Origin of the sequence: Aureimonas sp. OT7, from assembly GCF_014844055.1 — a bacterium.
Classification (GTDB): domain Bacteria; phylum Pseudomonadota; class Alphaproteobacteria; order Rhizobiales; family Rhizobiaceae; genus Aureimonas; species Aureimonas altamirensis_A.
This window is the reverse complement of record NZ_CP062167.1, coordinates 844364-865467: the sequence shown is the minus strand read 5'-3', so window position 1 is coordinate 865467 and position 21104 is coordinate 844364. Positions and strand designations below refer to the sequence as shown.

At 66.0% G+C, this 21104-nt stretch carries 19 protein-coding genes and 1 pseudogene; 11 read left to right on the top strand and 9 right to left on the bottom strand.

Going from position 1 to position 21104, the window contains the following annotated elements; all coding sequences use genetic code 11:
* Positions 1–37 precede the first annotated feature (37 nt).
* The 4 genes from IGS74_RS04130 to mqo all read left to right on the top strand — a co-directional run bounded on the left by IGS74_RS04130 (position 38) and on the right by mqo (position 4295).
* Positions 38–517 carry a hypothetical protein gene (locus IGS74_RS04130; RefSeq protein ID WP_192389547.1) on the top strand — a complete coding sequence of 160 codons (480 nt, stop codon included), beginning with the start codon at positions 38–40 and terminating at the stop codon, positions 515–517.
* A 1-nt stretch (position 518) separates the two neighbouring features.
* The gene (locus tag IGS74_RS04125) at positions 519–1094 is read left to right on the top strand and encodes a peroxidase-related enzyme (RefSeq protein WP_039188036.1); all 576 of its coding nucleotides are present in this window, start codon (positions 519–521) and stop codon (positions 1092–1094) included.
* A complete protein-coding gene (locus IGS74_RS04120) occupies positions 1091–2455 on the top strand; it encodes an MATE family efflux transporter (RefSeq protein ID WP_246722909.1) in 1365 nt (454 codons plus the stop codon). Before IGS74_RS04125 ends, IGS74_RS04120 begins: the two co-directional genes overlap by 4 nt.
* Positions 2456–2654: 199 nt before the next feature.
* A complete protein-coding gene (mqo, locus tag IGS74_RS04115) occupies positions 2655–4295 on the top strand; it encodes a malate dehydrogenase (quinone) (RefSeq protein ID WP_192389545.1) in 1641 nt (546 codons plus the stop codon).
* 25 nt (positions 4296–4320) lie between these two features.
* Here the strand turns inward: mqo and IGS74_RS04110 are convergent, their stop codons facing one another.
* Positions 4321–4800: a VOC family protein gene (locus tag IGS74_RS04110; protein ID WP_192389543.1), complete on the bottom strand. Its 480-nt coding sequence runs from the start codon at positions 4798–4800 to the stop codon at positions 4321–4323.
* A gap of 117 nt (positions 4801–4917) precedes the next feature.
* Positions 4918–5955, bottom strand: coding sequence for an aldo/keto reductase (locus tag IGS74_RS04105; protein WP_192389541.1), 1038 nt, complete (start codon positions 5953–5955; stop codon positions 4918–4920).
* A 134-nt stretch (positions 5956–6089) separates the two neighbouring features.
* Here IGS74_RS04105 and IGS74_RS04100 point away from each other — a divergent pair, with 134 nt between their 5' ends.
* From IGS74_RS04100 to IGS74_RS04090, 3 genes and pseudogenes are all read left to right on the top strand, one after another.
* On the top strand, positions 6090–6995 hold the full coding sequence (locus IGS74_RS04100; protein ID WP_192389539.1) for a LysR family transcriptional regulator: 906 nt from the start codon (positions 6090–6092) through the stop codon (positions 6993–6995).
* 65 nt (positions 6996–7060) lie between these two features.
* On the top strand, positions 7061–7339 hold the full coding sequence (locus IGS74_RS04095; RefSeq protein WP_192389536.1) for a DUF1778 domain-containing protein: 279 nt from the start codon (positions 7061–7063) through the stop codon (positions 7337–7339).
* Positions 7336–7833: pseudogene (locus IGS74_RS04090) on the top strand (GNAT family N-acetyltransferase). Before IGS74_RS04095 ends, IGS74_RS04090 begins: the two are co-directional and overlap by 4 nt.
* Positions 7834–7947: 114 nt before the next feature.
* Here the strand turns inward: IGS74_RS04090 and IGS74_RS04085 are convergent.
* From IGS74_RS04085 to IGS74_RS04060, 6 genes are all read right to left on the bottom strand, one after another.
* Complete coding sequence (locus IGS74_RS04085) at positions 7948–9462, bottom strand: tripartite tricarboxylate transporter permease (RefSeq protein ID WP_192389534.1); 1515 nt, start codon at positions 9460–9462, stop codon at positions 7948–7950.
* Between the two features lie 13 nt (positions 9463–9475).
* Entirely contained in the window at positions 9476–10018 is a 543-nt protein-coding gene (locus IGS74_RS04080) for a tripartite tricarboxylate transporter TctB family protein (protein ID WP_192389532.1), read from the bottom strand.
* A gap of 87 nt (positions 10019–10105) precedes the next feature.
* Positions 10106–11098 carry a tripartite tricarboxylate transporter substrate-binding protein gene (locus IGS74_RS04075; RefSeq protein ID WP_192389530.1) on the bottom strand — a complete coding sequence of 331 codons (993 nt, stop codon included), beginning with the start codon at positions 11096–11098 and terminating at the stop codon, positions 10106–10108.
* Positions 11099–11162: 64 nt separating this feature from the next.
* A complete protein-coding gene (locus tag IGS74_RS04070) occupies positions 11163–12884 on the bottom strand; it encodes a dihydroxyacetone kinase family protein (RefSeq protein ID WP_192389528.1) in 1722 nt (573 codons plus the stop codon).
* The gene (locus tag IGS74_RS04065) at positions 12881–13852 is read right to left on the bottom strand and encodes a sugar phosphate isomerase/epimerase family protein (protein ID WP_052194408.1); all 972 of its coding nucleotides are present in this window, start codon (positions 13850–13852) and stop codon (positions 12881–12883) included. The genes IGS74_RS04070 and IGS74_RS04065 overlap by 4 nt, the downstream gene beginning before the upstream one ends.
* 61 nt (positions 13853–13913) lie before the next feature.
* A complete protein-coding gene (locus IGS74_RS04060) occupies positions 13914–14951 on the bottom strand; it encodes a 4-hydroxythreonine-4-phosphate dehydrogenase PdxA (RefSeq protein ID WP_246722907.1) in 1038 nt (345 codons plus the stop codon).
* Between the two features lie 192 nt (positions 14952–15143).
* On the opposite strand from IGS74_RS04060, the gene IGS74_RS04055 reads away from it, so the two are divergent.
* Positions 15144–15848, top strand: a complete 705-nt coding sequence (locus tag IGS74_RS04055) for a GntR family transcriptional regulator (RefSeq protein WP_192389524.1) — start codon at positions 15144–15146, stop codon at positions 15846–15848.
* Positions 15849–15852: 4 nt separating this feature from the next.
* On the opposite strand, the gene IGS74_RS04050 is transcribed toward IGS74_RS04055, so the two are convergent.
* The gene (locus IGS74_RS04050; RefSeq protein WP_246722904.1) at positions 15853–16560 is read right to left on the bottom strand and encodes a GntR family transcriptional regulator; all 708 of its coding nucleotides are present in this window, start codon (positions 16558–16560) and stop codon (positions 15853–15855) included.
* Positions 16561–16822: 262 nt separating this feature from the next.
* Here IGS74_RS04050 and IGS74_RS04045 point away from each other — a divergent pair, with 262 nt between their 5' ends.
* From IGS74_RS04045 to IGS74_RS04035, 3 genes are all read left to right on the top strand, one after another.
* Complete coding sequence (locus tag IGS74_RS04045; RefSeq protein ID WP_192389522.1) at positions 16823–18238, top strand: flagellar biosynthesis protein FlgA; 1416 nt, start codon at positions 16823–16825, stop codon at positions 18236–18238.
* Between the two features lie 52 nt (positions 18239–18290).
* Positions 18291–19289: a tripartite tricarboxylate transporter substrate-binding protein gene (locus IGS74_RS04040; protein WP_192389520.1), complete on the top strand. Its 999-nt coding sequence runs from the start codon at positions 18291–18293 to the stop codon at positions 19287–19289.
* Between the two features lie 648 nt (positions 19290–19937).
* Positions 19938–21094 (top strand): IS3 family transposase gene (locus IGS74_RS04035; protein ID WP_192389518.1). Its coding sequence is split into 2 segments (ribosomal slippage): positions 19938–20190 and positions 20190–21094, totalling 1158 coding nucleotides; the frame shifts between segments, so codons are not numbered across the junction.
* Positions 21095–21104: the final 10 nt, after the last annotated feature.

Below are 21104 nucleotides of genomic sequence, written 5' to 3'. Positions count from 1 at the left end.
GGCCGGGCCGCGGGAAACAGGACAAGGAAGAACGACAATGGAAGACGCCATCGACAGGATCGCCTCCATCGCGGAGGGATCGAACCTGTTCGACCTGCGCGGCGAACGCGAGACGATCCTGCGCCTCAGCCAGACGAGTTTCGTCGCCAGCCTGACGCCGCAGGACGAGGGCGACCTGCCCAAGGCGATGCGCGCCGCCCTTGCGGCCCGCATGGCGCGGCTGCTGCGGGACGACGCCGCTGCCGCCCTCTATGACGGGATGATCGGCGATGCCGGGGCAGACGTGCGTGCACTGGCCGACCCTGCCCATGTGCCGGAGGACGCGCGGTTGGCCGTGATGGCCGCGCGCGCCGACAAGCTGACCTTGCGGCCCGAAACCGCGACGCGCGGCGATGTGACCGCGTTGGAGGAAGCCGGCCTGTCGACCCGGACGATCGTCTCGCTGACCGGGCTGATCGCCTTCGTCAACTACCAGCTGCGCGTCGCCGCCGGACTGCGCGCCTTGAAGGGGAACTGACATGAGCCGGAGCCTTACCGATTTCACGCTGGACCCGGTCGGCTGGCGGCCCTACGTGCAGCCGGTTTCGCTGGATGCGGCCACCGACGCGCAGAAGGATGCGCTCAAGGTCACGCCCTCGAACCGCAAGATCTCGGATTACGTGCTGGTGCTGGCGCATGACCCCGAGATGCTCGCTGAGCGCACACCCCTCTTCAACGACATCATGTATGCGCCGGGCGGCCTGTCGCGCGGCGAGCGCGAGCTCGGCTCGCTCGCTGCGTCGGTGCTGAACCACTGCATCTATTGCGCCTATGTCCACGCCACGCGCTATATCGGCGAAACCGGCCAGCGCGCGGTGGTCGATGCCATCTATGCCGACAAGGACAAGGCCGCGCTGCCGGATCGGGAGCAGGCGATCCTCGATTATTCCGTCAAGCTGACGCGCGCGCCCCACGATCTTTCGGAGGCCGACACGCAATCCCTGCGCGACGTCGGCCTGTCGGATCTTGAGATCCTCGACCTGATCCACGCCGTGGCGATCTTCGGGTGGGCAAACCGGCTGATGCACACCTTGGGCGAAGCGATCGAAGGGTGACAGCCGACCTGCCGGACCGCGATGGCAAGGGCGTGGAAGGCAGGGTCGCGCCGCGCCCGTTTGCCGTCACGCACCGCTCCGTCCTGGCGATAGCCCTGCCGATGATGCTGACACACCTGTCGACGCCGCTGGTGGGGCTGGTGTCCACCGGCGTCATCGGACAACTCGGCAATGCCGCGCTGGTAGGCGGCGTCGCCCTGGCCGCCGTGATCTTCGACGTCGTCTTCGTATCGTGCAACTTCCTGCGCGGAGCCACGACCGGTTTCACCGCACAGGCGGTCGGCGCCGGCGACAAGACGGAAGAGCAGACGATGCTGGCGGGCGGCATCCTGATGGCCCTTGCCATCGGCCTCTCCCTCCTGGTGCTGCAGGCGCCCATCGGGCGGTTCGGCCTGTCGCTGCTGGGCGCGGACGGCGCCGTGGCGGACGCGGCGCAAACCTATTTCGCCATTCGTGTGTGGTCCGCCCCGTTCGTCCTGTTCAACTACGTCGTCTTCGGCTGGATTCTCGGACGCGGCGAAGCCTTCCTTGCCCTCGCCCTGCAGACGCTGCTCAACGGCCTCGGCATCGGCCTTGCCCTGTGGCTGGTGCTGGGCCAGGGGCAGGGCGTTGCCGGCGCAGCATGGGCGACGCTGGTGGCGGAGGCGGTCACGACGCTGGCCGGCGCCGCCATCGTCCTTCTCAGGACCGACCGGCGGCATTGGCATCCGGCCCTGCTGCGGGACGGCTCCCGGGTGCGAAGGCTGTTCGGCGTCAACGCCGACATGATGGTGCGCTCCATCGCGCTGCTTCTCGGCATCTCCTTCTTCACGCGGGAGAGCGGACAGTTCGGCACGGATGTTCTGGCCGCCAACACCATCCTGCTGCGCTATTACTTCCTGGCGGTGTCCTTCCTCGACGGCGTGGCAGCCGCGGCCGAACAGTTGGCCGGCCGCTCCGTCGGCGCGCGTTACCGGCCCGCCTTCGAGCGGACGGTGCGGCTGACGACGCTTTGGGGCGTCGGCTTCGCGGCCGCCATGGCGGCGGCCATTCTTTTTACGGGCCCTTCGGTCATCGCATTGATGGCGCCGACACCGGCGGTCGAGGCCGCCGCCCTCACCTTCCTGCCCTGGGCGGTGGCGTTGCCTTTGTCGGGCGTCATCGCCTTCCAGATGGACGGCATCTTCATCGGGGCGACGTGGTCGCGCGAGATGCGCAACATGATGCTGGCGTCCCTTGCCATCTACATGGCGGCGGAAGCGGTGCTGACGCCCCATTGGGGCAATCATGGCCTGTGGCTGTCGCTGCTCGTCTTCCAGGGTGCACGCAGCATCTTCTTCCGGCTCTGGATGATCCGCCTGGTTCCACGCACCTTTGCCTGACGGACGATCAACCGGCGGTGTACAGGGAGGATCGCAGATACTGCGAAAACGAGACGCATCGCATCTCCTTTCGACGATCGGGGGAGCCGACCCACATATTGCAAGGCAGGCCTTCCCGAAGCGCATGGCCGATCCATTGTAAGTCGGTGGAACCTTCAGGATAACACCCCGGATCGGACGCAACGGAAAGGCGGCGCATATGAAGCAGGATTCAGGCAAGAGCCCCGGCAACCGGTCGGGCCTTCTGACGATCAGCCGCCGCCAGCTTCTGGGGGGCGCGATGGCCGGTGCGGCGGTCGCCACGCTTCCCGCCTGCGGGGCGCCGGCGGTCGAGGCGGACCGCACCGTGGATGTCGTGCTGATCGGTGGCGGCGTCATGAGCGCCACCCTCGGTGCCCTGCTGCGGCAACTCGAACCCGGCTGGTCGATCGAGATGTTCGAGCGTCTCGATGCCGTCGGGCTTGAAAGCTCCAACGCTTGGCACAACGCCGGGACCGGCCATTCGGCGCTGTGCGAGCTCAACTATACGCCGGAAGACGAAGACGGAAACATCGACGTCGCGCGTGCTGTCCAGATCAACGAATCCTTCCAGGTTTCGCGGCAGTTCTGGTCATCGATGATCACCCGTGGCGTTCTTCAGAATCCGCGCAGTTTCATCAATGCCACGCCCCACATGAGTTTCGTCTGGGGTGAGGAGGATGTGGATTTCCTGCGCCGCCGCCATGCTGCGCTGGTGGAACAGCCCTTGTTCACGGGCATGCGCTTTTCCACCGATCCGGTGGAGATCCATCAGTGGGCACCGTTGCTGATCGAGGGTCGCGATACCACCCAGCCGATCGCAGCGACATGGTCTGGCCTCGGCACCGATGTCGATTTCGGTGAACTGACCCGCCAGTATGTCGCCCATCTCCAGTCAGCCGACAACTTCGGTCTGCAGCTCTCCAGCGAAGTCGAAGGCCTGGAGCGCAATCCGGACGGCACCTGGAAGGTCATCTATGCGGCCACGAACGGGTCCGACCGCAGGGCGGTGAATGCCCGCTCGGTCTTCATCGGCGCCGGCGGTGCGGCAATCCTTCTGCTGCAGGAAAGCGCCATTCCGGAAGCGGACTCCTATGGCGGCTTTCCGGTCGGCGGCTCCTTCCTCGTCAACCGCAACCCGGTGCTTGCCGATCGTTACCTTGCCAAGGCCTACGGAAAGGCGGCGGCCGGCGCGCCGCCCATGTCGGTGCCGCATCTCGATACGCGGGTGATCGACGGCGAGCGCGCATTGCTGTTCGGCCCGTTTGCGACGTTCTCGACCAACTTCCTGATGGAAGGGTCGCGGCTCGACCTCCTGTCGTCCGTGCAGACCACCAATATCGGCCCGATGGTGCATGTCGGGATGGATGAGTTCGGTCTGGTGCAGTATCTGGTCGGCGAAGTGCTCCAATCGCAGGAAGACCGAATAGAGGCGCTCCGTGCCTATTTCCCGGATGCGGTGGCGGACGAGTGGACGCTCGTCCAGGCCGGCCAGCGGGTGCAGATCATCGATCGCGACGAATCCGGTCGCGGAAATCTCGAGTTCGGCACGCGCATGGTGGTGGCCGAAGACGGCAGCATCGCCGCCCTTCTCGGCGCATCGCCCGGTGGCTCGACCGCGCCGTCCATCATGCTGGACGCCCTTCAGGAAATGTTCCCCGACCGGTTCGCCACGCCCGAATGGCAGGCCACGATCCGAGAGATCGTGCCCAGCTTCGGCACGCAGTTGAACTCGCAGCCGGATCTTTTCCGCTCGCTGCTGTCACAAACCACCGCGACCCTGCAACTGGAGCTGCCGGACCACCTGCCTGAACCGGCCTGAACGGAACCCGGCCTGGCGGCGCGGATCAGCCGCGCCGCGCCGCCTCGATGGCCGCGACGTCGATCTTCCCCATGGGCATCATGGCCGCGAAGACGCGCTTCGCCTCCTCGCCGCCGGCTGCCATCGCCTCTGTCAGCACGCGCGGCGTGATCTGCCAGGATATGCCCCATCTGTCCTTGCACCAGCCGCATCGGCTCTCCTGCCCGCCATTGCCGACAATGGCGTTCCAGTAGCGGTCGGTCTCTTCCTGGTCGTCGGTGGCGATCTGGAAGGAGAATGCCTCGCTGTGCCGGAACGTCGGCCCGCCGTTGAGGCCGATGCAGGCAATGCCGACGACCGTGAAATCCACCGTCAGGACGTCACCCGCCTTGCCGGAGGGGTAGTCGCCCGGCGCGCGGTATACCGCCGCCACGCGGCTGTCCGGGAACGTTTCGGCATAGAAGCGCGCCGCCTCCTCGGCGTCATTGACGTACCAGATGCAAACTCTGTTCTTGTCGGTTGGCATGTCGAAAACCTCGTCTCTTCCCATAAAAGGTTTATATCAACATATCTGATGGCTGTCGACCGGGCAGCGGAACCTTGCCGTAGGCGGCAACCCGGCAGCGCCGGGCTGCAGCCGCCGTTACCCTGCGACCGGCGGATCGAGCCGCGCGAAGCCCTCCTGCCGGCGATACGGAAAATGCGGGTATGGGGCGGTCACCGCGCTGGCTTCGTCCAGCCTTGCCACCTGGTCGGCCGTCAGGCTCCAGCCGACCGCACCCAGGTTCTGCCGAAGCTGGTCCTCGTTACGCGCGCCGATGATGACCGAGGAAACGGTCGGCCGCCGCAGCAGCCAGTTGAGGGCGATCTGCGGTACGGTCTTGCCCGTTTCCCCGGCAATTCCGTCGAGCGCGTCGACCACGCGATACAGATGTTCGTCGTCCACGGGCGGGCCGAACTCGGCTGTCGCATGCAGCCGGCTACCATCGGGCAACGGCATCCCGCGACGGATCCTGCCGGTCAGCCTGCCCCAGCCGAGCGGGCTCCAGACCATCGCCCCAAGGCCCTGATCGTCGCCCAGCGGCATCAGATCCCATTCGTAATCGCGCCCGACCAAAGAGTAGTAGACCTGGTTGACGACATAGCGCGGCCAGCCATAGCGGTCGGCGACGGCCAGCGATTTCATGATCTGCCAGCCGGAGAAGTTGGATACGCCTACATAACGCACCTTGCCGGCGCGCACGAGCGTATCGAGTGTCGAGAGCACTTCCTCGACCGGCGTACCGGCATCGAAGGCGTGAAGCTGCAGGATATCGATATAGTCGGTCTGCAGGCGGCGCAGCGCATCCTCGACGGCTCGGATCAGCCGGAACCGCGATGAGCCTGCATCGTTCGGCCCATCGCCCATCGGCAGGCTGGTCTTGGTGGAGATCAGGACGGTATCGCGCCGCCCCTTGATCGCCTCGCCAAGCACGGTCTCGGAAGCCCCGTTCGAATAGACATCCGCGGTGTCGAACAGATTAACGCCGGCCTCCAGACATATGTCCACGAGGCGGCTGGCCTCCGACGTGTCGGAGCGGCCCCAATTGCCGAACAATGGGCCGGAGCCTCCGAAGGTACCGCCACCGAAGCTGAGGACCGGCACCTTGAGACCGGATTTGCCGAGTGACCGATAGTCCATGGGAAGGCTCCTGGGTGATAGGCCGGAACAGTCAGGACAAAATAGACCCTCCCATGGCGCTGACGTAGACGGCGTAGTGGAACATCATCTATGAACTGAATTCACAGATTGGCGATCAGGTCGGGGCGGGCAGGATGGGCAGTCTCAATCATAACCGCTCCGGCGAGATGGACATGTTCGTCCGCGTGGTCGAACTTGGCGGCTTTTCACCCGCCGCGCGGGCCGCGCGCATGACGCCGTCGGCGGTCAGCAAACTGATCGCCCGGCTGGAAGCGCGCCTGGGTGCACGCCTGCTGAGCCGCTCGACGAGACGAGTTCAGCTTACGCCGGAAGGTTGTGCCTTCTACGAACGGGCAACGCGCATCCTGGCCGATATCGAAGATGCGGAACGCGCGGCGGGCGCAGGTGAACAGGCGGTGGGCCGCGTGCGGGTCAATACCAGCGCCTCCTATGCCAACCATATCCTCGCGCCGATCCTGCCGGCTTTCATGGCGGAGCATCCGGGCGTCACACTCGATATCGTACAGACCGATGCCGTGGTCGACCTGGTAGCCGAGCGCGCAGACGTGGCGATCCGGGCAGGGCCATTGAAAAGCTCCAGCCTCGTGGCGCGCAAGCTTGGCGAGACGGCGCTGATGATCGTGGCCGCGCCCTCCTATCTCGATCGCTGGGGCGAACCTCGCTCCATCGCCGATCTCGAGGCACATAATTGTCTTGGATTCGGCTATGCCCGTGCCGTCGATGGCTGGCCGCTCCGCGGCAACGGCGGAACCGTGGTGGTGCCCGCGACAGGACGGGTGCAGGCAAGCGACGGAGAGGGCCTGCGTCATCTGGCTCTGTCTGGCGTCGGCCTTGCCCGGCTTGCTGCGTTCACCCTGCGCGAAGACATCGCCGCCGGACGACTCGTGCCGGTTCTCGGCGATCTCGATACGGGTGAGAGGGAAACCTTCCACGCCGTCTATGTCGGCCAGGGCGGCCCCCTGCCCTCGCGGGTGCGGGAGCTGCTCGACTTTCTCGCCGGGAACGGCAGGGTCTCCTGACAGGCCTGATTTTTCACTTCAGATCACGTACATCTTGAATGTGTACGAAATCCAGGAGGGCGGAGATGCCTCGCGCCGCCGTAGACGATAACAAGCGTATGAACCTGCGGGTCTCGCCGGAAACGAAGGCCAGGCTCGTGCGCGCCGCTGCGCTGCGCAACACCGACTTGACCAACGTCGTTACGCAGACCGCCTTGCGTGAAGCCGAAGCTGTGATCGAGGCGGCCGAAGTCGTTCACCTGACGGCGCGCGACCATGTGCGCGTGCTGGCATTGCTGGAAAATCCACCCAAGCCCACCGCGAAGCTGCGGTCAGCGATAACGGCCCTGCCTGATACTTTATGACGCCGCCCGCCTGGAGCGAGGAAGCAACCGCAAAATCCCATGATCGTCAAAGCCTCGATTGCGGCGATCCGGCGATGAACGACTTCTTCCGGCGCTATGCGCGTCAAAGCCACGAACAGAAAGCCTCGAAAACCTTCTGTGCGATCGACGCTTCCACGCCCGGCCGTGTGCTGGGCTTCTACACTGTTGCCCCCGCTTCCGTGATGTAGGCAAGCGTGCCGGCATCGATGAAGAAGCGGCTGGCCCGGCACGAAATCGCCGGGTTCAAGCTGGCAAGGATCGCAACCGACATGTCCGTAGCGGGCCACGGTCTGGGCGGTCAGCTTCTCGCCGCCGAGGCCGGCGGTGTGCTGCTGATCATCGACACCAGGAGCGAGCCCGCAGCAAAATGGTGTGCCAGCTACGGAGCCGAGCCGCTGGAGAACCAGCCTCTCGCGCTGGTCATGCCACTCGCTCCATTCGCCGCCGACCTCAAGGCCAGGGGCCTTCTCTGATGGTTGCCCGAGCCGGCAGCTTCCAAGGCTCGGCCATAAAAGCAGAAAGGCCCCGCCCGGCGTGTCGCGCCGGGCGGGGCCCTTGAACTGCGTGGTCGATGCTCAAGGCTGGGATCAGTGGGCCCCAGAAGCCGCGCCGCGGCGGAACAGGAAGGCCACTCCCCTGGACAGGATCGGCCAGACAAGAAGCAGGATCGCCAGCCCCATGATGGTTCCGACAAGCGCATTGGACCAGAAGATGGACAAGGATCCGCCCGAGTAGAGCATGGACTGGCGGAAGGCGTCCTCGGCCTTGTCGCCCAGAACCATGGCCAGCACCAGCGGTGCGATCGGATAGTCCAGCCGCTTGAAGATGTAGCCGACGATGCCGAAGGCGACGGCCATGAGCACGTCGAACTCCGCATTGGCCACCGTATAGGCGCCGATCAGGCAGACCACGATGATGATCGGGCCGATGATCCCGAAGGGGATCCGCAGGATCGACGCGAAGAGCGGCACCGTGGCCAGGACAAGGACGACGGCAATGATGTTGGACATGTACATCGAGGCGATCAGGCCCCAGACGAAGTCCGGCTGCTCGACGAACAGCAAGGGACCAGGCTGCAGCCCCCAGATCATCAGGCCGCCCATCATGACGGCGGCCGTCGCCGATCCGGGCACGCCGAGCGCCAGCATGGGCAGGAGCGCGGAGGTGCCGGCCGAGTGGTCGGCCGTTTCCGGCGCGATCACGCCTTCGGGCTCGCCCTTGCCGAAGTTCTTGCCGTACTTGCCGAAGCGCCGGCCCAGACCGTAGCTCATGAAGGACGCGGCCGTCGGGCCGCCGGGGGTGATGCCCATCCAGACACCGACCGCGGCCGAGCGCAGGAAGGTGACCCAGTAATGCGGCAGGCGCGCCAGGGCCCTGAAGATCTCGCGGATCTCGATCTTGGACGAGACGCCCTTGAACTTCATCTCCTCCTGCACGGTCAGTAGCAGTTCGCCGATGCCGAACAGGCCGATTACCGCGACCAGGAAGGAAATGCCGCGCAGAAGATCGGTGAAGCCGAAGGTCAACCGCAGCTCGCCCGACACCGTGTCCATGCCCACCGTCGCGAAGGCCAGGCCCGCCAGAAGCGAGACGGCTGCCTTCATGGGATCGCCGCCGCCCAGCCCGATGAAGGAGCAGAAGGCCAGGAGGTAGATGGCGAAGAATTCCGGCGACGAGAAGCGCAGCGCGAAATCCGCGATCCAGCCGGCCAGAAGCGTGATGACCAGCACGCCGGTCAGCGCGCCGAGGCCCGCCGAGAAGAAGGCCGTCGCCAGCGCCTCGGTGGCCCGCCCGTTCTTGGCCATGGGATAGCCGTCGAAGGTGGTGGCCACCGATGAAGGCTCGCCGGGAATGTTGAACAGGATGGATGTCGTCGATCCGCCGAAGAGCGCGCCCCAATACATGGACGACAGCAGGATGATGGCCGAGACCGGTTCCATGGTGAAGGTCAGCGGCAGCAGCAGCGTGACGCCGTTCGGGGCGCCGAGGCCGGGCAGGACGCCGACGAGGATGCCCAGGAGAACGCCGAAGACGATCAACCAGACATGGTAGAAGGAAAATGCGACGGAGAAGCCGTGCATCAGATTGGCGAAATCGGCCATTGCCCGTCTCCCCTTAGTAGATGCCGATGGCCGGCATGATGATGCCCTTGGCCAGCGGGACCTGGAACCACCACTCGAACATGAAGAAGAAGGCCGCCATGACGCCGACCGAAATGGCGAGCGCCTTCGGGAAGCCGGTCTTGCCCAGTGTGATGATGGAGAAGAGCAGGAAGAGCCCGCCCGACAGATACAGGCCGAGCCACGGGATCAGCGCCGCGCAGATCGTCGTCGGCACGAGGATCGAGCCGATGCGGCCGATGGCCCCGTCCGGCATGAACCGCTCGTCCAGCCCGGCATCGTCATGCAAAGCCGCCGGTCCGGTAACCTCCGGCGCTGCCCGGGCGGGAGCCCGTCGACGATGGCTCAGGGCGTAGCGGGCCGCGATGACCAGCCCCAGAACGAGGATCAGGATCCCGATCCGGAAGGGGAAATAGCCCGAGGCCGGTCCGAAATCGGTCCAGCCGATGCCGTTCTCCAGGCTGCCATAGGCCGTGACGGCGCCCAGAAGGGCAACGCAAAGGCCGGTGATGACTTCGACATGGCGACGCGTCAACATCGCGTTCCTCCCGCTCTTGCAGCGCCCGTAGGCAGAAAGCCAAGCGCGGGGCGGACACTCCTCCACCCGCCCCGCCTCGTGATCGCGTTACTGGACGAGCCAGCCGTCGGCTTCGAACTGCGCGCGCGACTTCTGGACGTCGGCGGCGATGAAGCCCTTGAAGTCGTCGCCGGCCATGAAGCGGGCCGTCTGCGACGTCGTCTTCAGGTAGGCCTGGAACTCCGGTGTCTCGGATGCCTTGCGCAGGAGCTCCGTGTAGTAGGCGATGGCCTCGGCCGGAACGTCGGCAGGGGCAAAGACCGTGCGCGGCATCTGGTAGCTTTCGATGGCGAGCCCCTGCTCCTTGCAGGTCGGAATGTCGTTCCACGACATCGTCTCGGTGACCTTGTCGGTGTAGGCCATGCGCTCCGGCGCCATGACGCAGAGCGGCTTGGCCTGCCCTGCCCGCCACTGGCCGACATTCTCGGCCGGGTTGTTGGTGTTGGCGTCGATGTGGTTGCCGGCAAGCTGCACCGCGGCCTCGGAACCGGACTTGAAGGGGATGTACAGGAACTTGGCGCCGGACACGTCTTCGATCTGGCGCAGCAGCGTCTGGTCAACGTCCTTGGATTGCGAGCCGCCGAAGCGCAGCTTGCCGGGCGTTTCCTTGCCGGCCGCGATCAGATCGTTGATCGTCTCGAAGGGGCTGTCGGCCTGGACCCAGACGATGAACTCGTCCACCGCCAGCGTCGCCACCGGCGTCAGGTCCTCGGCCTTGTAGCCGAGACGCGTGACGAGCGGGAGCTGCCACTCGTTGGACGTGCCGAAGATCAGCTTGTGGTCGTCGCCCGCCGCTCCGACACCATAGATGAACGCCTCGGCGCCGGATCCGCCGCCCTTGTTGGCGACGACGACGTTCTGTTCGGTCAGCTTCTCCTTGGCGATAGCCGCCTGGAGCTGGCGGGCGAACTGGTCCGTACCGCCGCCCGCGCCACCTGCCGCGATGAACTCGACAGGCTTGGACGGCGCCCATTGGGCAAGCGCCGGCCCGGCCGCGAGCGCGGCTCCAATGGCGATAAGGCTGGACAGGATCGTCTTCATGGCAGTTCCTCCCGGAAATGATGATGGGCGCCCCCCGGCATCGAAGCCGGCGGGGCGTTGAGCGTCAGCGGCGCGGTCGCGCCTCCAGCGCGTCCGCAATGGTACGGGCAACGAGCGCCAGCGAGACGGCACCCGCATCCGGATGCCCGATGCTGCGCGCCGCAAGCGGCCGGGCGCGGCCGAGGCGCGGCGACAGATCGCGCGTCCCGTCGGCGGCCTCGGTGGCGCGCACTGCGGCCGCACGCCAGGCTTTCGCCAGATCGTGCCCGGAGGCGGCCTCGGCCGCGAGCGTGTCGACGAAGGGAACGAGGGCATCGACGAGCGTCTTGTCGCCGACCCGCGCCCGGCCGAGCTGCGTGACGTCCGACAAGGCCGCCTGCATGGCTGCCGCCGCGGCCCGCAGGTCGATGCGCGCTGAATCGCCGATGGCCGTGCCGAAGCCGCGCAGGATCAGGCCCCAGATGGCGCCGGACGTACCGCCGGCGGTGTCGGCCCAGGCGTCGCCCGCAACGGCGATCACGGTTCCCGCACCGGCGCCGGCCGTTGCCGCGGCACGCGCCGCCTCGGCGGCCGAGGCCGATCCGCGCCGCATGCCCTGGCCATGATCGCCGTCGCCTGCGACGGCGTCGATGCGCCCGAGTTCGTCCTCGGCCTCGGCCAGCGCGGCGGCCACCGTGGCGACGATGTCGGCCACGCAACCCGCGTCGGCTTTCGACGCTTCGCTCGCCTGCGGATAGTCGATAGCTCCGACGACGTCCTCGCGCAGCGGATCGGCCGCCGCCCGCGGCTCCACCGTGCCGCGCCGGAAGGCGGCGGTGTCGGCCGCTGCAAGCCAGAGCGGCTCCAGGTCCGCATCCAGATAGGTCAGCGTCAGCGAGCAACCGGCCATGTCGAGGCTGGTGACGTACTCGCCCACTTCGGGCGCCACGAGTTCCAGCCCGGCGTCGCGCAGACGCGCCGCCACATGCGTCCACAGGACGAAGAGTTCTTCATGCTTGGTGGAGCCGAGCCCGTTCAGGAGCGCCGCGACGCGCCCGTTGGCGCCTTCGGGCCGCTCGGCCAGAAGCGGCTCGACCAAAAGCTGTGCAAGCGCCTTCGCGCTCATGGCCGGCTCGTCGCGGATCCCCGGTTCGCCATGGATGCCGAGCCCGACCGCCACCGTGCCCGGCGCGACGGTAAAGAGCGGTCCATTGGCACCCGGCAGCGTGCAGCCGGAGAAGGCGATGCCGAAGGATACGGTCCTGTCATTGGCGCGGCGCGACAGCGCGTCCACCGTGTCGATATCCATCCCGGCTTCCGCCGCGGCCCCGGCGATCTTGAATACCGGTACGTCGCCGGCGACGCCGCGGCGCTTCTCGCGCTCGGAGCGGTTCGCGCTGGCGACATCGTCCGTGACGGCCAGTACGCGGACGTCGATGCCTTCGGCGCGCAGGCGGGTGGCCGCCGCACCAAAATTCAGGACGTCGCCCGCATAGTTGCCGAAGCCGAGGACGATGCCGGCGCCCTTGTCCGCCTGGCGGCAGATGCGCGCCACGCTTTCGGTGGACGGCGAAGCGAAGACGTCGCCGGCAACCGCCGCATCGGCGAAGCCGACGCCGACATAGCCGGCAAAGGCCGGGTAGTGACCGGAGCCACCGCCGATGACCAGGGCGACCTTGCCCTGCGGGGTTTGCGTCGAGCGCAGCACTCCGCCGCGCACCGGCGCCACGATGCGGGCATGGATGTCGCAGAAGCCTTCCAGCGCGCGGGCGGCAAAGCGCTCCGGTTCGTCGAAGATCGTAGTCATGGGCGCGCCTCCGGACGAGGAAGGATCCGGCGCAGATAGTCGCGATTGCTGGCGCAGACGCTGAGTCCGTCGCCACCGTAATGTTCGAGCAGAAGCGCCGAGTTGAAACCGTGCGCCAGCACCATGGACAGGGCGGCGCGGTAATTGATGATGCCGGATTCGAGCGGCGCGGGATGCGTCACGATGCGCCCGTCCGCGCTTTCGTCGCGAATGTAGTTCTTTACGTGCCAGTAGCGGCACAGGGGCGCGAGCCTTGCCATCATGTCCGCCCATTTTTCGACCGGGCGGTGCAGACGGATCAGGTTGCCGATATCGGCGTTGACGCCGACATTGGGAAGGTCGACCTCGGTCACGAAGCGGGCGGCGCTTTCGGCGGTGCCGAGATAGGTGTCCTCGTACATTTCGAGCGACACTTCCAGGTCGAGTTCGGCGGCATGCCGGCCAAGTTCGCGGACGCGCTCGACGGCCAGGCGCCACATGGCCGGATCGTCGGGATTGCGCACGCCATCCTGCGTCCAGAACCAGAGAACCTCCTTCTGCCGCTCGGTCAGCGGGCCGAAGAAGCCGAAGGAGACGGCCGACGCGCCGATCTCGGCCGCGGCGTCGATCACCCGGTGGCCATAGCTCACATTCGCCTCGCCGACCGCCGGATCGGCGTCGATGAGGTTCTTGCGCGCCGTCGATACGGCCGCGATCGTCAGCCCGAGGCTGGCCGCCACATCGCGGAATTCCCGGCGGCGCTGCGGCGACAGGTCGCCGACGCGCAGCCAGCAATCGGTGGGATCGAGTTCGGTGAAGCCGGCATCGGCGATCTCGGACAGGGTGGCGGCCCATTCATCCGCGCTCTGGTCCTGCACGCTGCGCCCATCGGGCAACTGGTTTGCATACTGGATCATCGCCGCGGCGATCGGCCAGTTCGTCCGATCGTAGCGCTGCCGTGCGTTGGCGCCGAATGCTGGCATTCCCATGCTCTGTCCTCCCCGAAAAGCGTAACTGGCCGCGGCTCCCATACCAGCGGCGCGCGGCCGGTCAGGCCGCGGCAGGCGCCACCATAACGGAGCGGCGTCGGTTCGCCATCCGCACGGCGAGCCGGAAAGCCTCGCGCGTCGCACCGAGGTCGGCGATGCCCTTGCCCGCGATGTCATAGGCCGTGCCATGCGCAGGCGTGCAAAGCGGGAACGGCAGGCCGCCCATCATGGTCACGCCCTTGTCGAAGCCCATCATCTTCATCGCGATCTGGCCCTGGTCGTGATACATGGTCAGCACGGCGTGGAACTCGTCCTTCAGGGCCCGCAGGAAGACCGTGTCGGCCGGGAACGGACCCTCGACGTCATAGCCGCGCTCCTGCGCCGCCTTGACCGCCGGCTCAATCACGTCGATCTCTTCCATGCCGAAGGAGCCGCCATCGCCGGCATGCGGGTTCAACCCGGCAACCGCCACGCGCGGCTTTTCGATGCCGGACTGCTTTAGGCACCGGACCGTCAGCTCCACCTCTGCCAGGATGGCGTCGACACTCAGATGCTCCGAGACGTCCTTGAGCGGAATGTGCGAGGTGACCCGCGCATTCCAGACCTTTTCGAGGACGTTGAACTCGCGCACCTTGCCGTTGAAGCCGGTGACGTCGACCACAAAGCGGATCTCGTCGTCATAGCCCGGATAGGCGTAGCGCATGGCCTTCTTGTTGAAGGGCGTGAACATCACGGCATCGGCGCGGCCGGCATCGGCCATTTCGAGCGCCTTGCGGAAATTGGTGGTGGCGAAGGTGCCGCCCTTGAGCGTGGCTTCGCCGCGCTCGACCTCGTCCGGCGCAAGATGCTGCAGATCCACCATGGCATGGCGCTCGCCGGTTGGAGCACCGGGTGCTGCCAGCATTTCGAGGTCCAGCTCGACGCCGGCTTCCTGCGCGCCCTTGTCGAGGATGCGGCGGTCACCGAAGACGACGATCCGGGCGGCTTCCCGCGTTTCCGGATCGGCCAGAAGCATGGCCGTCAGTTCGGGGCTGATGCCAGCCGGATCGCCCATGGCCAAGGCGATGACTGGGCGTGCATCTGCGGTTTCGACGGACATGACGGTTCCTCCCCGAGCGTTCATCGGCGGTATCTGTAGCCAACAAAAATGCACGCATCAAGCGTTTTGTATTCTGCATACAGCATTTTCGTTTGACGCTGACTGGCTGGCATGTTGGAACTGCTCTAGTGGTTTCCCCGTGCGCATCGCTGCGGCGATGGCGCACAAGGGGCCGGCAGATCCGAGGTGAAGATGGTTGAATCGCTAGCGATCGCAGGCGCAGGCCGGAGTGCGGCGACACCGGACGGTGGCACGCGCCGCATATCCCGCCAGTCGCTCCACGATACGCTTGTCGGACACCTGCGCGACATGATCATCGAAGGGCAGCTTCCGCCCGGCTCCCGACTGCATGAGGGCCAGCTCGGCGAAGAGCTCGGCGTTTCCCGGACGCCGCTGCGCGAGGCGATCAAGTACCTCGCCAGCGAAGGGCTGGTGGAGCTTGTGCAGAGCCGGGGCGCCGTCGTGAAGCGGTTCGACGCCAAGGATGTCCACGATATGCTCGTGGTCATCGGCAATCTGGAGGAACTGGCGGGCCGCCTGTGCTGCCGGAACGCGTCGGACGCCGAAATCGCCACCATACGCGCCGCCCATGACGAGATGATGCGCCTCTACGGCATTGGCGACCGGCTCGCTTATTACAAGCTGAACCAGGAGATCCACACCCTCATCGTCCGCTATTCCGGCAACGAAGCGCTGGCGCATGTCCATGCGACACTGCAGATGCGGCTGAAGCGTATCCGCTTCATCGGCCATGAGGGGCCGGAGCGGTGGGCAGCGGCCATCGCCGAGCATGAAGAGATGATCACCGCGCTGGAACGGCGCGATGGCGATGCCCTGGCTGAAACGCTCGGTCGGCACCTGCGAAACGCGTGGGAAAGGGTGAAGGAGGCGGTCTGAAACCTCAGGCCCCGTCGCCCGCAGCCCGAAGCTGCCGCCAGGTGCTGCCCACATGGGCGCGCAGCGCATCCGAAAGGCCCGGCCCGTCGCGCTGTGTCAGACGATCGACGATATCGCCATGCTCGGCGATGGCGCGGCGCCACAGGGACGCATCCGCACTGCCGCGCCATCGATAGGCATAGACCTGGCGGTTCAGTTGGGCATGGCTGCGCGAAAGCGCGCCGTTGCGTGCCGCCTCGACGATCGCGCGATGGATCGCCTGGTTGAGCCGGAAGTAGGACAGGCGGTCGCGGCGCTCATAGGCCGCCAGAAGCTCGTGATGCAAAGCACGGATTTCCACGATCTCGGCATCGCTTGCCCGGCTTGCGGCCAACTCGCCGGCGAAGCCCTCGAGCACGGACAGGAGATCGAGTTTGTCGGCAATCGCCGAGGGCGAGAACGGCGCGATGGTGGCTCCCCGCCTCGGCGACAGGACCACCAGTTCCTCGGCTGCCAGGATTTTCAGGGCATCGCGCAAAGGCGTGCGCGATGCGCCGAGACGCTCGGCCAATTGCCGCTCCCGCAGGGGCGTTCCCACGGCAAACTCCTCCGTGACGATCATGTCCCGGAGCCGGTCCGCCAGACGCTCGGCCAGCGTTTCCGCGGCTGGTGCGTCCTCCACCAGGGGTGGGCTGACAGCGTGCCAGGCCGGACCGGGTCGGTTGTCCGCCACAAGCGCGTGCAGAGAATTTGGTTCCTGGTATTCCAACGCCACACCCTTTCCTGAGCCGGAACCATCCCACGATACCTACAAATGCGCAATTTCGAAAATAGAAGTTGACGACGTCCATGCTGGCCGTCAGTTTGGTATACCAAATTCAAGAGCTGAGAAAATCGGCCGCGCGGGGAGGTTCCGCACCACGATACATCGCGCCCATCCTGTACCGCCGGACCTTGCCGGCCGGCGGATCGACGCAGCTACGACGAGGCTTGCCGTGAACGCCCATAACCGCTTTTCCCGCGCTTCCCGCCCGATCGAGGTTGCCCTTGTGGGCGCCGGCGCCTTTGGACGCTCGCTGCTTGGCCAGGGCCGCCGCATGGCGCTGATGAATGTGCGTGTGGCGGTGGATGTGACCGCCGAACGCGCGGCCGACGCCTTCCGTGCCGTAGGCTGGGACGCGGGGCAGATTGTTGTCTGCCACAGCCGTGCCGAGGCGCAGGCCGCGTGGAAGGCGGGTCACTGCGTGGCCGCCGGCCGGCTTGCGGATATCCTGTCCCTGCCGGTCGACATCGTCGTGGAGGCCAGCGGCCATGCCGAAGCCGGTGCTGCGCACGCTTTGGCGAGCCTGGACGCCGGCAAGCATGTGGGCCTTGTCACCAAGGAAACGGACTCGGTCGTCGGCCCCTATCTCGCCTGGCATGCGCGTGAGCTTGGCCTCGTCTGCACCCCGGTGGATGGCGATCAGCCCGCCTTGCTGATCGCCCTCGTCACCTGGGCGGAAACGCTGGGCCTGCCGATCCTGGCTGCCGGCAAGTCCAGCGAATACGACTTCGTTTTCGACGCGGCCACGGGCAGCCTGTCCAGCGAGAGCCGAACGGTGTCGGCGCCGGGCTTCGTCGATGCGATGGCGCTCGGCACGGGGCCGGCGGCAGAGCTCGTTTCGCAGCGCGCGGCCCTGGCCCATGCGCTGCCGCAGCTTGCCGTACCGGACCTGTGCGAACTCGCGGTCGTCGCCAATGCGACCGGGCTGATGCCGGACCGGCCCGCCTTCCACGCCCCCATCGCCCGGATCGCCGAAGTGCCGAGCCTGTTCGACACGACGGCCATGGGGGGTCTTTTGTCGGGCGAGCGCCGGATCGACGTCTTCAACTGCCTGCGCACGCCGCAGGACATCTCCTTTGCAGGCGGCGTCTTCGTGGTGGTGCGCTGCGAGGATGCAGAAACCTGGGCCGTGCTGGCGCAGAAGGGCCACACGGTCAGCCGCAGCGGCGAGGCCGCCATGCTGTGGCTGCCGCGGCATCTTCTGGGGCTCGAGGCGCCGATCAGCCTGCTCGACGCCGTCGTCAACGGCGTCTCGGTCGCCGGCGAGCCGAGGCCGGTGGTCGACCTTGTGGGCCGGGCGCGCCGCAGGCTGGAGGCCGGCACGCTTCTGGAAGCCGAAGGCCATCACCACACGATCGACGGCGTCGGCCCCGAACTGGTGGAGGCCCGCCCGCTCGCGGCCGATCGTGCCCTCCCCTACTATCTTCTGTCGGGTCGGCGCCTGAAGCGGGACATACCCGCCGGCGCGCCGGTCACCATGGCGGACGTGACCTTGGACGAGTCCGCGCCGCTTCTGGCGCTGCGCCGCCGCCAGGACGCGCACTTCTTCGCACACGGGGCCCGCGCCCCGGCGCAGCAGACGGTTTGACCCGTCCGAACGGGCAATCGAACACAAGGATCAAAACGGAGGAAAACACCCAATGGCATCCATCAATCGCCTGATCGGACTGGCCCTCGCCACCGCGACCATGCTGGCCACGCCGGCCCTCGCGCAGGACTGGCAGCCCCAGAAGCCCGTCGAATTCGTCGTCGCCTCCGGCGCCGGCGGCGGCACCGACCAGTTCGCCCGCATCATCCAGTCCATCATCCAGAAGAACGACCTGATGCCGGTGTCGATCGTCGTCAGCAACAAGGGCGGCGGCGCGGGAACGGAAGCCTTCGTCGACGGCAAGCTTGCCGGGAACGATCCGCATAAGCTCGTATTCGGGACCAACAACGAATGGCTCCTGCCGATGGTCACCAAGGCCGCCTACGGGCCGGGCGACCTGCAGCCCGTGGCGGCGATGGCGATGGACGAGTTCCTCCTGTGGACGCATGCCGACGCGCCCTACGAAAACGCCGCCGATTTCGTGGCGAAGGCAAAGGAAGGCAACATGAAGGTGGGCGGCTCGCAGTCGAAGGATACCGACCAGATCCTGTCCAAGCACCTGGAGCACGCAACCGGCACCAAGTTCACCTACATTCCCTTCAAGTCCGGCGGCGAGGCGGCCACGCAGCTCGCCGGCGCGCATCTGGAGGCCAACTTCAACAATCCGCAGGAGAACGTCGCCCAATGGCGCGGCGGCATGGTGCGCCCGCTCTGCGTCTTCTCGCCCGAGCGCATGGACTACAAGGAAAAGGTCACGGACACGATGTCCTGGAACGACATTCCCACCTGCAAGGAGGAAGGGATCGCCGTCGGGGACTACAAGATGCCGCGCACCATCTGGATGAACGCGGAAGTGCCGCAGGAAGCGGTCGCCTACTACGCCGACGTCCTGTCGAAGGTGCGCGAGGCGCCGGAATGGAAGGAATGGCTTGCGCGCACCTCGCAGACCGACAGCTTCCTGACGGGCGAGGCATTCACCAAGCTCGTCGAAACGGAAAAGGCCAACGCCCGTCAGCTCTTCGAACGCGAAGGCTGGCTCGTCACCAACTAAGGCGTTTCTCCAGCCGGGGCGTCATGCGTCCCGGCACCGCCGTGCCTACCCACGAGGCCGCGGCGATCCGGATCCCTTCGCACCGATCGTCTGGCACGTCGGTTCCATGATCCGGGCGGACACTATGCAGCCAGCGCGGCAGGGGTTCCGTGCGAAGGGCGCGATCAAGCACCTGGCGAGGTTCCTGATGCCGTCGCTGGCATTGCCGTGGAGCATCCCGGATGCCCTGTGGCAGGCGCGCCGCGCAGGCGGCCCTTGCATCCGCGTCTAATCGGCGGGCCGAGCTTAAGGCCGGCCGGGCCGCTGCTGACAGGCGCTGATTGCCGGGCATTGATTCGTTGCTGCAACAATCACGCTTCCGGCGGCGTTTGCGTAGGCTTGAATCATTCCCACTCTAATATTTATTCTACGATAAGCGAACGATTTTATTGCGGAAAATCCTTTCTTTGGCCGCCAGCGCCGAGGCGCAGGCCGTCAAAAACTTATCCTTTTGATTTTACGAGATTTTTTGGCAATTTTAGCGCATAAAGAATTCTGTGAACTATTGGCATCTATCGACCGTTGCGCGGTGGGATATAGACCTTGACGTGCCACTGAGTTTTTCCTCCAACTGAGATTAGAGTCCGGCCTTGATTGAAGGACGGACAGATGAAGCGGAAGCGATTTACGGAAGAGCAGATCATCGCGGTGCTGCGGGAGCACGAGGCGGGTGCGAAGGCAGGCGATCTGGCACGCAAACACGGGATCAGCGAGGCGACGCTGTATAATTGGAAGGCGAAGTATGGCGGGATGGACGTGTCCGACGCCAAGCGCCTGAAGGCTCTGGAAGATGAGAACACGAAGCTGAAGAAGCTGTTGGCCGACCAGATGCTGGAAGCTGCGGCGCTTAAGGAGCTTCTGTCAAAAAAATGGTAGGGTCCGCCGTGAAGCGCGAAGCCGTTGCGCATCTGCAGGCCGTCATGGGCCTGTGGGAACGGCGGGCCTGTTCCATCGTCGGCGCGGATCGGAAGATGGTGCGCTACCAGTCGTACCGTCCGCCGGAGACGGAACTGCGTGGTCGGCTACGGGATATCGCCAACGAGCGCCGCCGCTTCGGCTATCGTCGGCTGTTCATCCTGCTGCGGCGGGAGGGCGAACCATCGGGGATCAATCGCATCTACCGTCTCTACCGGGAGGAAGGGCTGACGGTTCGCAAGCGCCGATCACGACGACGAGCAGTCGGCACACGTGCTCCGATCCTGGTTGAGGCGAAGGCAAACGCTCGATGGTCGCTGGACTTCGTGCATGACCAGTTTGCCTGCGGGCGGCGGTTCCGGGTGCTGAACATCGTCGACGACGTGACGCGGGAATGCCTGGCTGCAATCCCGGACACCTCGATCTCCGGCAGGCGTGTTGCTCGTGAACTGACCGACCTGATCGCTCGTCGCGGCAAGCCGGGGATGATCGTGTCCGACCACGGCACGGAGTTCACCTCGAACGCGATCCTGGCCTGGTCGAAGGATCACCGCGTCGAGTGGCACTACATCGCGCCCGGAAAGCCGATGCAGAACGGCTATGTCGAGAGCTTCAACGGGCGAATGCGCGATGAACTCTTGAACGAGAGCCTGTTCTTCGGCCTCGACCATGCCCGCAGCGCCATCGCCGAATGGGTGGAGGATTTCAATACGACGAGGCCGCACTCCTCGCTTGGCTATCAAACCCCGGCGGCTTTTGCCGGGCTTCTCGCCGCAACCGGCAATCCGGTTGCTCAACTCGCGCCTCAGGGCGTAACAGAAACGGACGAGGCTCTAAGCGCCGCTGGATGAAGGTTCAGTG

Bases quoted from the DNA above. Each gene is read 5' to 3' on its own strand.
- IGS74_RS04130 (WP_192389547.1), top strand. From the start codon at position 38: ATGGAAGACGCCATCGACAGGATCGCCTCCATCGCGGAGGGATCGAAC.
- IGS74_RS04125 (WP_039188036.1), top strand. From the start codon at position 519: ATGAGCCGGAGCCTTACCGATTTCACGCTGGACCCGGTCGGCTGGCGG.
- mqo (WP_192389545.1), top strand. From the start codon at position 2,655: ATGAAGCAGGATTCAGGCAAGAGCCCCGGCAACCGGTCGGGCCTTCTG.
- IGS74_RS04110 (WP_192389543.1), bottom strand. From the start codon at position 4,800: ATGCCAACCGACAAGAACAGAGTTTGCATCTGGTACGTCAATGACGCC.
- IGS74_RS04105 (WP_192389541.1), bottom strand. From the start codon at position 5,955: ATGGACTATCGGTCACTCGGCAAATCCGGTCTCAAGGTGCCGGTCCTC.
- IGS74_RS04100 (WP_192389539.1), top strand. From the start codon at position 6,090: ATGGGCAGTCTCAATCATAACCGCTCCGGCGAGATGGACATGTTCGTC.
- IGS74_RS04095 (WP_192389536.1), top strand. From the start codon at position 7,061: ATGCCTCGCGCCGCCGTAGACGATAACAAGCGTATGAACCTGCGGGTC.
- IGS74_RS04085 (WP_192389534.1), bottom strand. From the start codon at position 9,462: ATGGCCGATTTCGCCAATCTGATGCACGGCTTCTCCGTCGCATTTTCC.
- IGS74_RS04080 (WP_192389532.1), bottom strand. From the start codon at position 10,018: ATGTTGACGCGTCGCCATGTCGAAGTCATCACCGGCCTTTGCGTTGCC.
- IGS74_RS04075 (WP_192389530.1), bottom strand. From the start codon at position 11,098: ATGAAGACGATCCTGTCCAGCCTTATCGCCATTGGAGCCGCGCTCGCG.
- IGS74_RS04070 (WP_192389528.1), bottom strand. From the start codon at position 12,884: ATGACTACGATCTTCGACGAACCGGAGCGCTTTGCCGCCCGCGCGCTG.
- IGS74_RS04065 (WP_052194408.1), bottom strand. From the start codon at position 13,852: ATGGGAATGCCAGCATTCGGCGCCAACGCACGGCAGCGCTACGATCGG.
- IGS74_RS04060 (WP_246722907.1), bottom strand. From the start codon at position 14,951: ATGTCCGTCGAAACCGCAGATGCACGCCCAGTCATCGCCTTGGCCATG.
- IGS74_RS04055 (WP_192389524.1), top strand. From the start codon at position 15,144: ATGGTTGAATCGCTAGCGATCGCAGGCGCAGGCCGGAGTGCGGCGACA.
- IGS74_RS04040 (WP_192389520.1), top strand. From the start codon at position 18,291: ATGGCATCCATCAATCGCCTGATCGGACTGGCCCTCGCCACCGCGACC.